Raw genomic sequence first — 18758 nt, 5'->3', positions numbered from 1 at the left:
GATTATTTGTACCTTTGTTCTGATAATACAAAAGGAACATTCATGTACTTCAAAGATATAATCGGTCAGGAAGAGATAAAAAAACAGCTTATCCATTCAGCACAAACAGGTGTTGTGCCTCATGCCCAGCTATTCACGGAACAGGGAGGTGCGGGAGCATTTCCTCTGGCACTGGCTTATGGCCGTTATCTGAACTGTACGCACCGGACCGAGACTGATGCCTGCGGGAGATGTCCGTCCTGCCTGAAATTTAACGAACTGGCGCACCCAGACCTGCATTTTGTATTCCCTATCGTTGCCAAAAAGGAAAAGAAAAAAGAAGTATGCGACGATTATTTGACCGAATGGCGCGGTTTCCTGAAAGAACGTCCTTATTTCAATATCGACGGATGGCTGGATTACATCGATGCCGGCAATTCGCAGGCCATCATCTATTCGAAGGAAAGTGACGAAATCATCCGTAAACTGAATTTGAAAATATACGAGGCGTCTTATCGTATCCTGTTGGTCTGGCTGCCCGAAAAACTCCATCCGACCTGTGCGAATAAACTTCTGAAAGTGATAGAAGAACCTCCTTTGAATACCGTCATCCTGATGGTATCGGAAATACCGGACCAGATCTTAGGAACGATCCTGTCACGTGCACAGCGGATCAATGTCCGTTCCATCCACCCGGAGGCTATAACAGCTGCTATGATAACACGATTCGGACTGGCGTCGGACGATGCAAAACATGTAGCTCACCTGGCAAACGGGAGTTATCTGAAAGCCATAGAAGCGATCAGCCTGAGTGAAGAAAACAGTTTCTATCTGGAGCAGTTCAAGGCGATGATGCGTAACTCCTGGGCACGTAACGTCAAAGGGATGAAAGCGATGGCCGATGTTCTTGCCGGCATCGGACGCGAACGCCAAAAGAACTTCCTGCAATACTGCCAGCATCTGATCCGTGAAAACTTTATGTACCGTTTCCAGTCACCGGACCTGAATTATATGAATATGGACGAATCCGGTTTTGCCGTAAAATTCGCCCCTTTCGTTAACGAACGGAATGTATTCGATATCATGGAAGAGCTGGCAAAAGCAGAACGGCATATTACCCAGAATGTAAATGCCAAAATGGTCTTTTTCGATCTTTCGTTACGCCTGACGGTTCTGATAAAACGGTAAGCAAAAATTATTCTAAAAAATCCAGTGTCAACAGTAACTAACCGTGAATCAGTTACTGTTGACTGCCGAATAATAAATAAAGCCTAATGAATCAAGCCATCACCAGCCGGAGAATAAGCACCGATCTCACCGATATAAGCATATGATGAGCGGGAGTTTGATCCTACATAATACATGAAATAGCGTGCTTTAACAATATTAGCCGCTCTTGAAAATTGAGGAATATCGACTACGTTATCAAATGAATAAACGCCATAATCCTTCCATCCCGGATCCTTACTGTCTGCCGGATCGGTCAATGATTCGGCATAGAATATCTGATGTGTCGGCTGGGCACCTGCCGAGTCATCCATACGGCGATAGACTTCAAAACTTGATATATTCACCGTTTCTCCCATATCTACTATAAAATAATGGGGAAAGCCAGAATATGGATTATGTGAAGTATGCCATGGAGTATTAATATCGCCATCGATGGTATTCGATGCCCCCCATCCATTTGTTGCAGCAGCGTCGGAACTATAACCGACAATCTTCCAACCGGATTTGTCTATCGGACGTTCATAATAAACCGGTATATTTCTAGATGTAGAAATAAATGTATCTATGGCATTCTCTTCCGGTATGAAACGTGAGCTGTAACTTATATTTCCCTTCAAATCATACAGGGTAGTTGTTGTAGCATCAGCCGATAGTTCCATACGAACCCTTTCATCCGAAGTATTGGTATATTGCAAATCCATACCGATAGCCCCTCTGACTGTTCCTCCCCAATAAATCACCATCGAATCACCTTCCATATCATAACGGGTAAATTCGGTAGTATAACTTCTGTTAGAAAGTCCGTTCTTATAGTTCTCTCCATAAGAAGATCCGGTAGCTTCATATTCCAACGAACGGTTACCGAACTTATCGAAGCTGACCAACTGGAACAGATATCCGCTTTCCGGCATATCATCGAGTATAACAGGAAAAACACCAGTCTTTCCACCGATCTCGACATCGACAGAGTCTTCATAATTATTCCAATAAACGCGTAAATTCTCTACACGTTGAGCTTTTACATAAATGTCTAATTGAATCCGGTTCTCGCCTGCCCGAACACCTACACTATCCACTTTTGCGGCATAAACGATCTCTCCTTCGTCAAGATACTTGTCAGTAAGATCATTCATATCCGTACATGACTGGCTGGCGATTGCCAATAGCATCAGTAATGCAAAACATACTTTATTGAATTTCATAAACTGTTCTTTTTATAATTATTGATATAATTCAGATCTGTTGTCACCAAACACAAACAGTTCTCCTATCTGGAAATTATCACCGCCTGCCCAAGTTCTAAGCACTTTTATACGAATCCATCGAACAGGTGGAACATCCAACGGCATAATAAAATTCTCGCCGGACACAAGAGCAACGTCATCATCTTCCGAAGAATGCTGACCTAAAGGAAGCCCTGAAGGTTTTACAGATTCGAAAGTACCCAACAATGTCCAACTATCCCAATTACCTGTAGGATCCAGATCTGTAGCACCATAAACTTCAAACTGTTTCAGGTTTCCTTCAGAAAAAATATAAGCATCTCCACGTTGATAGAGTAATAAACGACTGATCTTACCTACCGCTCCTAAATCAATAGTAATCGATTGAGGCCAAACCCCGGTTCCACCCGGCGAACTAAACCCATTATCACCTGGACCATAAATGCCATCCCATATACGAGACATCCCCCAACCAGCTCCTTCACCAATATCGTTCGGTAATTTAGCATCGGACCATTTAGTCTTATCGAATGAGGTTTCAAACATAGGTGTCAACTCTTTATAAAGAGTCGGACTGATATTTCCCCAGCGATCCTTCACGTAGATTCCGAAATCCATTGGAATAGTATCCAAACCACGGGCAGCTCCACTCCCCTCTATAACAGTCGTATAAAATGTTTCCAAGGGTTGATAATCTCCATATTCATCTTTACGTACAATATGAACTGTCACCTCATCCCGGTTGTTATTTGTCCACAGCCCTTGTACCCCCCCAAAATCTTGTACCAAATCAAGTGTCTTACCGATCGTCAACACGGGAGGTTCTTCAGGATTCACCGTTACTTTCACAGGAGCAGATTCATTACGACTCCGATCCACTGCTATAAGCGAAACCTCACGCGGTTCCATATCGCCAAAACCCACAACCTTGATCGTATCCGTATAAAGAGAACTTTTAGCTTCAGCCAACCCTTCCTTTAAGTTATAAACGGCTTTAACATAAAGCAAATCTTCATCATCCGGTAAAGTATAACTAAGAATAGCCCCTCCGGGAATATTTTTTACATTCACATTCGAGACAGCCTCCGGAGCAATGGAATCTATAGGTTGCTGTCCTATTGGAGATTCGCTGCATGACCAAGTGATCAAACCTAGCGTCATGACAGACAGTATAATCTTATTTTTCATATTCATCATTATTATAATGTATTAGATATTGAATTTATTACCAACCGTAATTTTGTACAAGATTTTTATTAGTAATAATATTCGTCTCCCGGATAGGCATAAAATAATCTTTCACCGTAACTTTTACAGGAACTTCAGCCACATTCTGCAACTTATAAAAGTCTTCAGGTGTCTCACCCATGATATTCCACCCCTGAGGCTGTATATTATAAGTATCGATCTGCTTCCAACGACGAATATCCCAATAACGTTTGGATTCAAAAGCAAACTCAACCGTTCTTTCATCATGGATAATATTACGCAAACCTTCTTTTGTCGTCGGTTTAGACGGATCGGTAGAATATTTACTCCATGAATCTATTACCCCCTCCAATCCGGCACGTTCACGAATCCGGTCTATATATTCATACACTTCTGCCGAAGGACCGGAATATTCATTCAATGCTTCCGCATAAAGCAAATAAAGATCAGCCAAACGGATAACAGGAAAAGGGTAATATTCCGGTTCTGCAATAGTACTGTTAGTAACACCGTTTTTATAACTGGCCATTTTCTTCGGAGCGTAACCGGTTATAGAATAGGAACTACCCCCTTGGTAACCGGACCACCCCAAATTTAAAAAGTTGGTATAGTTACATGACTCGAAGTCGTTTTTCCCGTTTCCGTAGTAGATTCCCTGGTCGAAACCTATGCTGGCATAAAAACGAGGTTCACGGTTATAGTGCATATAACAAGTACGTTGTCCTTCCTTTACAAAATATTTCTCATCTCCGGAGGAAGGTTCCGAACGTAATTCATAGCGTTTATCATACCATCCCTCTTTGCTCCACTGTTTATCTTCATTCATAGGGACACCATTGGATGTATAAAAACGTTCCACTGTTTTAATTGTCGGAGCCCATTGAGCACTGATTGTATTGATTATTCCTGCATCGATACGTACAACACGAGGGGTCGAATGATAGGAACGATCCCTGCATTGACTATTCGTACCTCCCCATATCAACTCACAGTTCCAACGTTCGCAAACAACCTGACGCAACATAGTCTGCAATTGGAACACAGGATGCTGAGTCACTGTGATCGGTTCAATTTCCGTATACAGTTTCTTTCCGGCGCCATGACAAGCTTCTATCGCTTCTTTACAAGCATCTGCAGCAATTTTCCATTTTTCAGGATCATACGTTTGATTAAACAAGACTGTCCCGCGATTATCTATCAGTCCTGCCATTTCTGTATTACCATTAAACAAAGGGCTGGCAGCCATTACCAACATCTCTGCACGAACAGCCAAAGCTATCTGTTTATCAACACGACCGCCTTCAATACTCATAACCATGTCTTTATAATCCGGCAGATCAGGCAAAGCTTCCAAAATCAGATCATTTACATAAGTCACCACATCATCCACTTTATCACGATAAACCGCAACCTGTTCAGGTGAAGCAGAAACTGGTAGGTTTTCATCTATAATAGGTATAGGACCATAGCATTTCAACAGATAATAATGATAATATGCCTTTAAGAATTTCACTTCAGCAACCCAACGAATACGTTCAGATTCTTCCAAATCAACCGTACTAGCTATGTTCTCCAAGAAGATATTACAATCACGGATACCAATGAATAAACCTTTACCACCTTGCAGACCATCCCAAAAATTCAGATAAGGATCATCTAGTTTTTGAAAACCACGTTGTAGATAAGAAGATGTAAACGTTGGAAATACATGTGATGCTATCGGATAGAACTGCCATGTCTCGTCACCACCGTTAATCGCCGGGTCATTAAATAAATCCCCCCACTGCGGGCGATAACTGTAACAAGTATATAAAAACTTTTCGGCTGCAGCTCGATTCGTAAAAGCTGACTCAACCGTTGCTACGTTATCCGGTACTAAATCCAGATAACCGTCACACGAGGTAAATACCTGTATTAATGCTGTAAACATTAATATTTTATAGAATGCTTTCATGTAAACTAATTTATTGATTAATAGAATCAAATAAGACAAAACTCGTTACAACTCTCATTAGAAGGAAATCTGAGCTCCCAAATTGAATACACGCTGAACCGGATATCCTAAACCATTTCCACCCATTTCAGGATCCCACAATTTGAAAGGACTGAATGTAAGCAGGTTCGTGCCGCTGAAATAGATACGAAAGTTCTTTACAAAGACTTTTTTAAGTACATTGGTCGGAACTGTATATCCGAACTCCAATGATTTCAAACGCAAGAATGAACCATTGCGCATAAACCAGGTAGACGGTTTCCGATTATTCTCTACAGCTTCATAAGATAAACGTGGCCACAAAGCATACAGGTTACGATTATCTTCAGACCAGTGATCATCTGCATATGCTTTTAACAAAGCATTCTGTCCGTTGAGGAAAGGTAGAGTTCCGTTATCCGTTGATGTGTCGATCCAGAATGATTCCCGAGCCAATCCCTGGAAGAAGAAAGATAAATCCCATTGTTTGTATCCTCCGGACAGACCGAAACCATACACAATTTCCGGACTGGTTGGATAACCCATCGGTACCATATCCAATTCGGTAATCTTACCATCGTTATTGATATCTTTATATTTGATATCACCGGCCATATAATTACCAAACTGACTCGGCGAATTACGGATATCTTCTTCATCTGCAAACAAACGTTCAGCCACATAACCGAAATTCTGATTCAGGGAAGTCCCCAGTTTCGACTTCCAAGGCGTTGCACTGTAATCCGGCTCTTCGTAAGCAGTAAACTCACTGGTTGCATAAGTGAAGTTAGCCATCCCCGTCAACCAGGCATCATTATTAATCATATGGTTATAGTTCAACGACAGGTCGATACCACTACTTTTAGCTTTTCCCACATTAGCCATTACATCAGCCTGAAGCCCCATAGTTGTAGGAATAGAAGCACGTGACATTAAAATATTCCAACGGGATTCCATAAAATAATCCGCCTGCAATTCCAATTTATCAAATAGTCCTAACTCTACACCCAGATTTGTTTTCCGGGCAGTCTCCCAGGTTATATCCTCGTTCGGGTAACGAGAGATCGAAACACCATTCAACGTACGTCCTCCAAAATTTCCATAAGTACCGAACGACGATTGCTTTCCATCGCTATTCATATTTACTTCCGAAATATAGAAAAAACGATCTTCAGGTCTGCCAATCGCATCGTTACCGGATAACCCGTGAGTGACTTTCAGTTTCAATTTGTTAATCGTTTTCTTCAAATCGTCATTCCAGAACGCTTCACTAGAAACAAGCCAACCAAGTCCCATTGAAGGGAAGAAACCAAAACGTTCCTTTCTGGCAAAACGTTCGGAACCGTTATAACCGAAGTTTGCTTCAAGGAAGTATCGCGAATCATAAGCATAAGTAGCACGACCGGCAAAGTTCACATTACGTGAAGGTAATGAAAGTTGTAATGTATTGGCGTCGGAAGTCAGGGATTGACGAAGTGTGAAAACCAACATAGCACCGACAGCATGCTTTTCATTATAAGTTTGATTCCAGTTAGCTGCCGTTTCAAAATAAGTTGTAGAACTAACTACTTTATTACCGGGAACAAAGTCTAATGTTTCACGTCCATCCTGTTCGTTAAGGGGGGCCAAAATATAGGTATCCTCCAACTTATTATAGGAACCTATTCTATAGAAGAATGGTACATATTGACGAGATACATCAAAATAACCATATCGATTTGTATTGAACATAGCACGAAGAGACAATCCTTCTGTGATAAAATCCAAATTCTGCTTCAATTCGAACTGAGCCGCCATCTGAGATGTTTGCGTATCTTTATACCCTTTCAACATATCTGCATACGGGTTATTATACTGTCCCTTGTCTGCATTACCGAATAATATATGTTTGGTATACTGATTTGCTTCATCAGCCGGATAAGAAGGGGCGAACAAAACAGGGTTAGTCCGCATTACTTTTGCGAACAGCTGATCGCCACCATCTATCGGTCCGGTATAGTCATCAAATGCACCGCTCAAACGAACGACAGCTTCTGTCGTTTTGGTAACATTGATATTTACATTGGCACGAAGCATATATCGTTTCAAGTTGATATTATTATTGAAACTGCTCTTTTTATCGACATTCAATACGCCCTTATCCGAAATATAACTGCCGGCAATGTAATAACGAGCGACTTTACCACCACCACTTACGTTAAAGTTGGCACGGTAATTGAATGTATTATTCTTGAATAGTTCGTTATACCAGTCCGTAGCCGGATAAACGTACGGATTCACACCGGCAATCGTATTATCTATCTTCTGTTGCGAATAAGGTAGTGCCCCCATCGGGTTACGTGTCAAAACGGCTTCATTATGAAGACGCATATAGGTTATCGGATCGGCCAGCTCCACCATTTTTGTCGGTTGCGACATAGAACCTTCCAACCGGATACTTACTTGGGCGGCCCCTTCCGCTCCTTCTTTCGTCGTTACCAAAATAACACCGTTAGCACCACGAGACCCATAAAGGGCTGTTGCTGTGGCATCCTTCATAATAGAAAAAGAAGCGATATCATCCGGCTGAATGCGGGATAATTCCGTGGTAGTAACCTCATTGTTATCAATAAGAATAAGAGGATCTTTTTTATAACCGAAAGTAGTCACACCACGAATAAAAAATTCAGCATTGTCTTTTCCCGGTTCGCCACTTCGTTGATAGGCAATCACTCCGGACAGACGTCCGGCCATTGCCGTAGTCAGGTTGCTGGAAGGAACTTTTAATTCCGATGGATTCAAGGTTGTAATAGATCCGATAACACTTTCCTTCTTTTGTTTGGCAAAAGCAACGACAGTCACTTCCTCCAGTTCATCCGTTTTGGGTTTCATCGTAATTACAAGATCCTTCTTATCCTTGACCGTTACAATCTGATCTTCCATACCCAGATAAGAGACAGTCAGTTTCTCACCAACCGAAACACTGATCACAAATGATCCGTCGATATCTGTGGCAACACCTCTTGTGCCACCAACGAGAACTATATTTGCACCGGGAAGAGGCTCTCCCATATCATCAATTACTTTTCCTTTTAAATTGAAGGTTGCCTGACTCTGATTCGGAATAATCCTACTTGAAGCTGATTTGCCCCTATCTACTCCTACATTAACCGACGCAAAAGATATTGTATAACTAAAAACACATAGAATAGTTAGGGATACAGCTTTTCCTTTTATATTACTGCATATAGATTTATTCATTATATTGATATTAAGTTTAACAATTAAATATGTTAATTACTGATACTATTGAATAGGTTCATTTTATGTCTTCATAAGCTATTTCATTTATGTTACTGACTATTAGTTCTTGTGGAACTATGTTAATATCAGAAATACAAAAAAGAAGACATGCATTGTATATCAATACATTAACAATTTAACACATAGTTAACACAAAAAGATTCCGTGGATTACATATCTGTTTTCAAGATGACTTTCGAAACTTATTTAGGGATAGTGCCAGTTTTATTATATTAAATATCATTTTTGTAACTTGTGATTTTTATTTAATACGGATATTTGTAACAATTAACAATCCGGATTAAATTAACATAGTTCCACAAGGACTGAGGATACCTTTAAACAACAAATATGAAATTGTGAAAAAATATGGCAAAAGAGAAACCTGCCATATCTGTAAATAGATTACATTGTAAAGAGATGAATCTTTCTTTTATAACGGGAGAGTAACTTTTCCCCTCTCGAGAGGGGGAAGGGGGTGTGTTAAAGCAAGTTACAAACTATCGGCAAACTTCCCCAAAAAGTACCTATCTTTTAAAATGTAAAGTCCCTACTTTTGATTACAAAACTAGGGACTTTTGATTTCAAAACATATATGTTTTTACAGAGGATGAACTATAGCTTCTTATTCCTCCAATTACCTTTCCACAAATAGAAGAAGGCAATAAACAGCATCCCATTATAAACATGTTCCGTTGTCCAGCAAACCGCTACATCGGCATGTAACCAGACACCGACCAGGAACGTATAGGATACATAGACTAAAATACTTGCCATATCGATCCATAATGCAACCTGTGTGTTCCCTGTTCCCGAAACGCTGAAGAAATAAATAAAAGCAGGAACCGCCAATATATAGGAAGAAAGCATGACCCAAAGGGACGGAACAGAACTTTGTATCAAGTCCGGATTATCCGTATAAATACGCAGTACCAAATCCGGAAATAAAGCGATCAATATCCCTAACGGCAACACAAAAAAGTAACAAAGCCTTATCATCCGCCCGCACAATCCCATCACCTGGTCTGACTTGCCGGAACCGATCAGGTTACTCACCAGTGAACTCGACGTGGAAGCAAACGCATTGACAAACATAAACAGGAAAGACGAAATACTCCGTACTACATTCGTGATAGCCAGCGGACGTTCCCCCTGATGCTCCATCACTACAAAAAAGATAAACCAACCGATAAACGCGATACCATGTTGCACCATTATCCAGATCGATACATTCAATATTTGTTTCAACATCCGGAAATCAATTCCGGTAAAACTAAACATTCCATACTTCTTATAATCGATCTTCTTCCAGGTATAAATGATAAAGAACAACACCGACACCGCCTCAGAAATAGAAGAGGCGATCGCCGCTCCGGCAATCCCTAAAGCCGGGAAACCGAACTTACCGAATATCAGGATATAATTTAGCACCACATTCGTCAGCACCATCACGACAGAGTTGGCCGTCAGTATCTTAGTCTTGGTGATACCGACATAAAACGCCCTGAACATCACCGCTATGAACGAGAAGAAGAACCCGTAGACACGCCAATCGATATAACTCATGGTCGCCTGATAAACCTCATCCGAGCCGATCAGCTTCCGAAGAATCACCGGTGAATAGAAATGGGAAACCGTAAATAAGGTGGCAGCAAGTAATAACAGGAAAAGTGCTCCCTGCATGAAAACCGGTCCGATCCGGGTATAATCCTGTGCTCCGTTGCGCCGGGCAATCAGGACCTGTGCTCCGACACTAAAACCGAATCCCAGCATATAAATAACCAGATAATAAACTCCCGCCAGTGCCGAAGCTCCCAGCTCAACCTCTCCTACCCGGCCCAGATAAGCCGTATCGGTCAACCCGATCATATGCTCCATCAGCAAACTGATGAGTACAGGATAGGTAATCTGCCAAATTTGTTTATTCGTAAATTGCATAATGGATATTCAAAAAGGGATGCAAAGGTAGTAATAAGAAGTTTTCCATACAATATAACCGTTAATTATCCGTTTATCATTTTGTCACTACTATACCAACTAATTCGGATTACTATACCGGATATTTGAAAATAGTATACCGGGTAATATTTTTTAACGTATTAAAAAGACAGAGAAATCAGTCAATACATAACATAAAGACAAAAACGATGAACTTCAAAATACTTCTGACATTCCTTATGACCATCGGCTTTTGCAGCTGTAACGGACAAAATACAAATGCAAACAATATCACGACAGCCACTCCGATGCCGATCAACCGGTTCGACAAAGCATTGTTCCAGCTAATAAACTCCGATGATACGACGCTCAACCAACAGCTATTGAATCAATATCCGCTGATGACAGAGATTCTGGGTAAAGGTATCCTGAATATGCAATCGCCGGAAATGCCCGGCTTTTTCAATAAACTGGAAAACTTTTATTCCGAACCAACCCTGAAAAATCTTTATGCGGATGCAATCAAAAAATATGATTCGGTCACAGAGACAGAGCAATCGCTCGGCAACGCATTCGCCTGGATACAGGATAAATTCCCGACTATGCAAATTCCGGCTTTGTACATGCACGTTTCCGGATTCAACCAGAACGTATTGGTCGGCGACAGTCTGTTATCACTCTCCATCGACAAATATATGGGAGAAGATTATCCGTTGTATCAGGACTTTTTCTATGACTATCAACGCCGTAAGATGCAACCCTCACATGTGGTTCCCGATTACATCGCCGGCTGGCTGATGTCCGAATACCCATTTAACGGCAATGAAAATGTATTGCTCGACCGGATGATCTATGAAGGCAAAATAAAATACCTGGTTTTATCAGCATTACCGGAGATGACTCCGGCCGCTTTGTTCGGTTATACAGACGAGGCCTGGGAATGGTGCAAAAATAACGAAACCAATATATGGAAAGCCATTGTCGAACGGAAACATTTATATACACCGGACCAGATGAACACCATGAAATATTTCGAAGACATGCCTGCCCAATTCCTGACAAGCGATGCTCCTGGAAATATCGGCAGCTGGGTCGGACTGCAAATCATCGAACAGTACATAAAAGAAACAAATACAACTCCCGAAGCATTGATGAAAAACGATAATGCACAGGAAATACTGGCTGCATCAAAATACAAACCATAGGGCATAAAAAAACCGCCCTATCCTCGCGGACAAGACGGATAACCTAATCTAACTTAATTCTAATACCATGAAAAACACTATATCTTAATAACAGGAGTTGATGAAAAAAGTTCAACTGACCTGTTTATTTTAATTTCTTTCACAAAATAAAGATCGTGTGAGACCAACAACACGGTACCTTTATAGTCCCTGATTGCTGCTGTTATTATATTAACACTCTGAATATCCAAATTGTTCGTCGGTTCATCCAAAACAAAGATATCCGGCGTACTATTACTGACCATCAGACAGCAGATAGCTAACCGCATTTTCTCTCCACCACTTAATTTTGAACAACATTTATCCCAGGTCCCAACCGGGAAAAGGAAACGGCTCAAAATCATTTTTAACTCATGTTCAGGTTTGGCAAACAGATTATACTTCTCTAATTGCTCAAACACAGTCAGGTTAGGCAACACAATCGAATATTCCTGATCGATATAAACATACTTGAAATCGGCACGATCAACAGAGCCTTCTACAGGTTGCAGTTCTCCCAGGATCAGCTTCAGCAAGGTTGTCTTTCCTGAACCATTGTTACCGCCGAACCGGATACGGTCGCCACTTCTGATCTGCAAGTTTAGTGGTTCGGACCATAAACGGTTCACGCCATAGCCAAAGTTCATATCCTTAACAGTCACCAGTATTTTACCGGTATGAAGATTCGGTGAATTAAAATCCGTTTTCATCTGCCGCATATCCGGCAAAGCGGTCTGGATATCCGTAATGGAGGAACTGAGCGAACTCATTTTCTCATCATGCACATCCTTCAACTTAACCGCACTCTGTTCTGCGTGCTGTTTCATAGCCCCCATTATTATACGGGGAATACCTTTCTTTATGGCTGCTTTCTCTCCTCTTACACTCGATTTATTTTTTCTTTCAAGCGCCTCCCTGGCTATTTTCTTTGCCTGGCGCAACTCTTTTTCTTTTTCACTCAACTGATTCTGCAAGGCTGCCAGTGCGATCTCTTTCTGCTCCTTATAAAAATCGTAATTGCCACCGTACAATGTGATCTTACTTCTGTCGAGTTCACAAGTGTAAGGCAACAAATTAAGCAATGTTCTGTCATGGCTCACAATAAGGATAGTGGCACGGCTCGACCTGATAAAGTCATAGAGTTTGTCCCTGCTTCCGGTATCCAGATGATTGGTCGGTTCGTCCATCAGGATAATTTCAGGGGAATGTATCTGTATGCCCGACAAATATACTTTTGTCTTTTCGCCACCACTCAGCGTATTCATCGTCTGTTCCAGTCGAATATGCTCCAATCCCCAAAAAGAAAGAGCGGCCAGGCTTCGTTCTTCGATATTCCAGTCATCATCCAGAATCGTAAAGTTCTCTACCGAGGCATCTCCGGCAATGATAGCATGCAATGCCTTGATTTTAGCCTCAACCTGCAAGGCCTGCACTACGGTCAATTCATCGTATTGCCCGAAATGCTGGGGCACATAATAGGGTTTAGAGGAACAAACGACTTCACCCGAAGAGGGCTTCAGGCTACCTTCCATAATCCGCAATAAGGTAGATTTGCCGGACCCGTTATTTCCGACCAATGAAACTTGTTCTCCTTTATTTACCGTCAAACTGATATCTCTGAATAGTGGTTCTTTATCCGCATGGATATAGCAAAGCTGTTGCACTGATATGCACATAGTCTATCTGCTTTAAAAATGTTAGAAACTAAAATTTGGAAATAAAAAAAGCGCCAGGAATAAGCGCATGAAATAGCCGGGATGGTTATACAGAAATCGGTTCAACAGAGATTGAACCTTTTAAATTATATGTTCTGAAACCGGCTTACTTAGATATTTTCATCGGAGGTATTTATAATATGATGGGGCAAAGATAGGTATTTCCCGGAATAAACACACAAATATTTGACTAAAAAATGAACAGGCATCGGCTAAGCAACGGATGACTACCCATCCGGTCACGGGTAGTTATCCGTCTAGAAAGAATAATTATCAGCTGTTTTTTACATTTCTCATCACCCTTTCGATTGCATCGTCCATTTGGGCGATCGATTCCAGGCCGAGTGTCATGCAATGCAGATTGCTTTCTGTGACGGCAAAATGTATCGAATGTTCGCGTTCTTCATCAGTAACATGTTTTCCTTCACCGAAAATCTTCATACCCATAATACCTTTCCCGTTTTCCCGGGCTTTGCCCAGGAGGGCGTTTACATCTTCCGGAGTACCGTCCATATGGCTTTGGAATGGGTTCAGGCGGGCCAGGATAATGTCGCACCACGGATTTTGAGCGGCTTCAGCCATTGCATCCCAGTTATGGCAAGAAATACCGACGGCTTTTACGATGCCTTCCTCCTTTGCTTTGGCAAGCCCTTCCATATAAAATTTACGCGTTTCCGGCCAATTGCCGTCAGTCATACAATGCATCAGCAGGATATCGAAATACTCGGTACCGGCTTCCTGCCGGAAGCGGTCGAGCGTTTTCCGGACCGGTTCCCTTTTCTCCGAACCCTCATCATACGTCCACATCTTTGTCATCAGGGTGACCTTTTCACGGGGTAACTCCTTCAAGGCTTTACCGACAAAAGGTTGTGAACCGTACATATCGGCCATATCGAAAAAGCGGAGTCCGCGTTCATAGCCATGATGAGCCAGTTTCACAAAATTATCCAACCCGATACGGGTTTGGTTGGATTCATAGTTCCAGCCTTTCGTTCCGGTCCCCAAAGCGATCCGTGAGACTTCCAGTCCGGTATTTCCCAGCTTTACTTTATCGACCGACACATCTGGAGGAAGCACCCGCTGTATATCAGCCCATCCCACCTGCGCCAGAGACAATCCGGCTACTCCGGCAACACCTGTCCGGATAAATTTTCTTCTGTTCATCATTTCTACGTTGCTCATGGTAAAAGAATATTGAGTATTATGTTCGTGAATACGGATTAAGTCTTCCACAAAAATAATACTATTCACTTAAAAGCCAATATTTTCTATCCTTTTATCCGAAGGTATCCGTTAAATATATATCCGATCATCTATATCTATCAGCCGATAGATAAAATGAATAGGAAAATATCATCCCATCCCCTCTGATTTCTTTATATTTGCTTAGATAGATTCTCTATAAAAACATAACAAAAAGAAGATTATGAACAGATTATTTTACATGATATTGTGTATATTGATTTCCACCGGCATGGCAGTCGGTCAATCATCCGGCGATAATCAAGGAATTACAATGAAGGGAAAGCCAGTCACCTTGCTGGGTACAAAAGCCTATATCGGAGAGATGGCTCCTGATTTCACCGGGATAGACAGTAATATGAAAGAAGTGAAGTTATCCGATTTCAAAGGGAAAGTCGTTGTTCTATCCGTTTTTCCTTCCGTCGACACCAAAGTCTGTGCCGCCCAGACAAGAAGATTTAATGAAGAGGCCTCCGGTTTAGGGAAAGATGTGGTTGTCCTGACACTATCCAAAGACCTCCCTTTTGCATTGGAACGTTTTTGTGCGGCAGAAGGAATCGACCGGATTTATACCTTGTCGGATTACAGGGAAAGCGAGTTTGGAATGAATTATGGCTTCCTGATAAAAGAGAATAAGTTGCTTGCCCGCGGCGTAGTAGTAATTGACAAAGATGGCAAAATAACGTATGTACAGTATGTGAAAGATATCAGCCAGGAACCGGATTACAAAGCTGCAATTGCAGCTGTAAAGAAAGCGAAGTAAAGAATGTAAGAAGGACTATCTCGTACCCGTGCTTGACACAGGGACAAGATAGTTCACATTTGATAAATTCCGAACTTACCCCTCTTTCAAAACCACCAGTACCTTCATCGGTCCATGGGCTCCCAGCACCAGGGCCTGTTCGATGTCGGCTGTTTTGGACGGGCCGGAGACAAAGAAGCCATATTTATAATCGGTTCCTTCCAGCTGCCGGTAGGCTTCATGCATGTTATTGACTAAAGCATCTTTATTGATAATGATTACCAGGGCTGTCGGAATAAAGTAGAGTGCTTTGAACTTCACCTGCTGCGTAATCCAGACAGCTCCGTTCTCCGCCACCCCGAAACAGCCTTCCACAATGGCCAGGTCGGTATCGTTCAATTTCCTGGGATCGGAAAGAGAATCCGGATTGAAGGTGGCAACGGTTATTCCGGGCAGATTCGAACCGATACGTTTTGCCTCCGGGAAATGCCGGCGGATCAATTCATTGATGTCGTCACCCGGCTGCCATACGACAGCCTGACCGCCGGCTGCTTCCAGCGAGTCGGAGAACTGTTTGAGTTTGTCTGCATAAGTGATTGCATCCAACGTGATTTCCGGTTTTTCGTAACGCGTCCCGGTATGGCTGCGGATACGGGACAATATATCATCTTTTGTACTCATCTTATTTTACTTTATTTTTCTTCCACATATCATTGAACGACTCTTTGGCAAATGCCGGCATCTCACGTCCTTTTCCCCAAGCATTCAAACCATTGTATATCATAAAACGAGGCATTTTATTTACCAGCGGAGCAAATTTCAGCGCCGTATTAAATAAACCCGGCCGTTCCATCAGGAACTTCATGCCACCCGACATTATTTTCTTTTCCGAACTGGCCTTACCGATCTTATCCAGATCCTGACGCCAGCGGTAAATCTGTTCACCCAGGTCGATCTTCACCGGACAGACATTCGAACAGGACAGGCATAAAGAACAGGCAGACACATTATCGGAGTACTCTTCCGGATTCTTCAACATACCCAGGTTGATACCGATCGGACCGGGTATAAAATAGGTATAGGAATACCCGCCACTCCGGCGATATACCGGACAGGTATTCATACATTCCCCGCAACGGATACAATTTAATGTACGGATATGGTCGGGCTTTGCCAGGATATCGCTGCGTCCGTTATCTACAATAATAAGATGGAACTCACCGCCATCCTGCGGTTTACGGTAATGGGAAGTATAAGAAGTAATCGGTTGCCCTGTACCGGAACGGGCCAGCAAACGGGTAAAGACACCCAGTGCCTCCTGGTCGGGAACGATCTTCTCCATTCCGAACGTGGCAATATGGACTTTAGGGAACGAAGTACCCATATCCGCATTTCCTTCATTGGTACAAACCACAATCTCACCGGTCGAAGCAACAGCAAAATTAGCTCCCGTCATGGCTACATCAGCCGTCAGGAACTTTTCGCGCATATTTTTACGGACTGCATGCGTCAGATAGGTAGGATCAGAATTACCCTTTTCCGTCCCCAGCACACGCTCCATCATCTCACCCACTTCCTGACGTTTGATATGGATGGCTGGCATCACGATATGGCTCGGATGAAGGTGCATCCACTGAAGGATACGTTCGCCGAGATCACTCTCGATGATATCATACCCCTTCCCGAACAGATACTCATTCATACCGCACTCTTCCGTCAACATGGATTTACTCTTGATCAATGTATGGGCATTATGCTGCTGAAGAATCCTTTCGACGATCTCATTATGCTCCGCCGCATCTTTCGCCCAATGGACAATTGCCCCATTGGCTATGGCATTCTTCTCAAACTCTTCCAGCAGTGTATCCAAATGGCTGTTGGAATATAGTTTTATATCGCAGGCCAATTCGCGTAAACGTTCCCATTCGGGCAGCGAATGACTCATTTTGTCTCTTTTGGCACGGACCATCCAAAGGGTTTCGTCGTGCCAGGCTTCCTGTTTCCTATTAGCAATGAAACGGGCAGCAGCTATAGAATGTTTCATGCTCATAATCCAGCGGCTAATATTTGAGTGATATGAATCGTTTGGATCGGCAGATGTTCCCGTTCGATCACACCTTGCATGTGCATCAGGCAGGAACTGTCGGCTCCGGTGATAAACTCGGCTCCGGTGCTCATATGATCCTTTACTTTATCGTGTCCCATGCAAACCGAGACTTCCGGTTCTTCGACAGCGAACATGCCACCGAAACCACAGCATTCGTCGATACGCTTCGGTTCCAGCACCTCAATGCCCTCCACCAGCTTCAACAAGTCGCGCAGCTTGGAGAAATAAGGGATATTCATTTCGCTCGGAGAAGACAAATGCAGTTCGCGCACGCCGTGGCAACTGTTATGTATACTCACCTTATGGGGGAAAACGGCCGGCAGCTTTTCCGGTTTCACGATATCGTGAAGGAACTCACAGATATCGTATATCTTGCCGCTGTTCAGGCAAGCATGCCCTCCGGACTTCAGTATGCCCGGATGGTTTTCTTTCACGAAAGCTACGCAACTGGCCGAGGGACCGACCACATAATCGTATTGCAGGAACAGTTCTTCCATACGCAGGGCCAGTTTCAACGATTCGTTTTCGAAACCCGCATTCGCCATCGGCTGGCCGCAGCAGGTCTGGTCTAAAGGATAGTCGACATCCAGTCCCAAATGCTTTAAGAGTTTGTAAGAGGCTACGCCAACCTCGGGATACACCGCGTTAATATAACACGGGATAAATAGTCCTATCTTCATATTGGTTGAATTATTACATGAGTATAACTATTCCGATTTAGAATATGTTTCACAACTGTGTACAAAAGTAAAATTTACTTTTTAACTTCTCCGCTCTGATTGTGTAACTTTATTTAATGAAAACAAAAATACCCCTCAGCCATTACAACTAAGGGGTATTTAGGTTTTAGACAACAACCGAATCTACTTCCAGAAATATAGTAAACACACATTTCT

Annotated in this window: 13 protein-coding genes; 3 read left to right on the top strand and 10 right to left on the bottom strand. The window is 42.5% G+C overall.

Going from position 1 to position 18758, the window contains the following annotated elements; all coding sequences use genetic code 11:
• The first annotated feature begins 42 nt into the window (after positions 1-42).
• Positions 43-1167 carry a DNA polymerase III subunit delta gene (locus DWW91_RS23785; RefSeq protein WP_122329109.1) on the top strand — a complete coding sequence of 375 codons (1125 nt, stop codon included), beginning with the start codon at positions 43-45 and terminating at the stop codon, positions 1165-1167.
• 83 nt (positions 1168-1250) lie between these two features.
• Here DWW91_RS23785 and DWW91_RS23780 read toward each other — a convergent pair whose 3' ends face one another.
• The 5 genes from DWW91_RS23780 to DWW91_RS23760 all read right to left on the bottom strand — a co-directional run bounded on the left by DWW91_RS23780 (position 1251) and on the right by DWW91_RS23760 (position 10833).
• Entirely contained in the window at positions 1251-2411 is a 1161-nt protein-coding gene (locus DWW91_RS23780) for a DUF4998 domain-containing protein (protein WP_122329108.1), read from the bottom strand.
• Positions 2412-2429: 18 nt separating this feature from the next.
• Positions 2430-3620 carry a DUF5000 domain-containing lipoprotein gene (locus DWW91_RS23775; protein ID WP_122329124.1) on the bottom strand — a complete coding sequence of 397 codons (1191 nt, stop codon included), beginning with the start codon at positions 3618-3620 and terminating at the stop codon, positions 2430-2432.
• A gap of 37 nt (positions 3621-3657) precedes the next feature.
• Positions 3658-5595, bottom strand: a complete 1938-nt coding sequence (locus DWW91_RS23770; RefSeq protein WP_010802653.1) for a RagB/SusD family nutrient uptake outer membrane protein — start codon at positions 5593-5595, stop codon at positions 3658-3660.
• 57 nt (positions 5596-5652) lie between these two features.
• Positions 5653-8853, bottom strand: coding sequence for a TonB-dependent receptor (locus DWW91_RS23765; RefSeq protein WP_122329107.1), 3201 nt, complete (start codon positions 8851-8853; stop codon positions 5653-5655).
• A 657-nt stretch (positions 8854-9510) separates the two neighbouring features.
• Positions 9511-10833, bottom strand: coding sequence for an MATE family efflux transporter (locus DWW91_RS23760; RefSeq protein ID WP_007658359.1), 1323 nt, complete (start codon positions 10831-10833; stop codon positions 9511-9513).
• A gap of 209 nt (positions 10834-11042) precedes the next feature.
• Here DWW91_RS23760 and DWW91_RS23755 point away from each other — a divergent pair, with 209 nt between their 5' ends.
• The gene (locus DWW91_RS23755) at positions 11043-12038 is read left to right on the top strand and encodes a DUF2268 domain-containing putative Zn-dependent protease (protein ID WP_122329106.1); all 996 of its coding nucleotides are present in this window, start codon (positions 11043-11045) and stop codon (positions 12036-12038) included.
• A 77-nt stretch (positions 12039-12115) separates the two neighbouring features.
• Here the strand turns inward: DWW91_RS23755 and DWW91_RS23750 are convergent, their stop codons facing one another.
• Positions 12116-13732: an ABC-F family ATP-binding cassette domain-containing protein gene (locus tag DWW91_RS23750; RefSeq protein ID WP_122329105.1), complete on the bottom strand. Its 1617-nt coding sequence runs from the start codon at positions 13730-13732 to the stop codon at positions 12116-12118.
• Between the two features lie 312 nt (positions 13733-14044).
• Complete coding sequence (locus tag DWW91_RS23745) at positions 14045-14935, bottom strand: aldo/keto reductase (RefSeq protein WP_199722628.1); 891 nt, start codon at positions 14933-14935, stop codon at positions 14045-14047.
• A gap of 262 nt (positions 14936-15197) precedes the next feature.
• Here DWW91_RS23745 and tpx point away from each other — a divergent pair, with 262 nt between their 5' ends.
• Positions 15198-15776 (top strand): thiol peroxidase, encoded by a 579-nt coding sequence (gene tpx / locus DWW91_RS23740; RefSeq protein WP_122329103.1) that lies wholly within the window; start codon positions 15198-15200, stop codon positions 15774-15776.
• A gap of 75 nt (positions 15777-15851) precedes the next feature.
• Here tpx and DWW91_RS23735 read toward each other — a convergent pair whose 3' ends face one another.
• Genes DWW91_RS23735 through DWW91_RS23725 form a run of 3 tightly spaced genes read right to left on the bottom strand, consistent with a single transcriptional unit; the run spans position 15852 to position 18542 of the window.
• On the bottom strand, positions 15852-16436 hold the full coding sequence (locus tag DWW91_RS23735) for an LUD domain-containing protein (RefSeq protein ID WP_007658367.1): 585 nt from the start codon (positions 16434-16436) through the stop codon (positions 15852-15854).
• Between the two features lies 1 nt (position 16437).
• Complete coding sequence (locus DWW91_RS23730; RefSeq protein WP_122329102.1) at positions 16438-17805, bottom strand: lactate utilization protein B; 1368 nt, start codon at positions 17803-17805, stop codon at positions 16438-16440.
• Positions 17802-18542 (bottom strand): (Fe-S)-binding protein, encoded by a 741-nt coding sequence (locus tag DWW91_RS23725; RefSeq protein WP_122329101.1) that lies wholly within the window; start codon positions 18540-18542, stop codon positions 17802-17804. Before DWW91_RS23725 ends, DWW91_RS23730 begins: the two co-directional genes overlap by 4 nt.
• Between the last annotated feature and the right edge of the window lie 216 nt (positions 18543-18758).

It is taken from the genome of Parabacteroides sp. AF17-3, assembly GCF_003635445.1.
Classification (GTDB): domain Bacteria; phylum Bacteroidota; class Bacteroidia; order Bacteroidales; family Tannerellaceae; genus Parabacteroides; species Parabacteroides goldsteinii.
The sequence above is the reverse complement of the archived record's forward strand: the minus strand, read 5'-3'. Positions and strand labels throughout refer to the sequence as shown.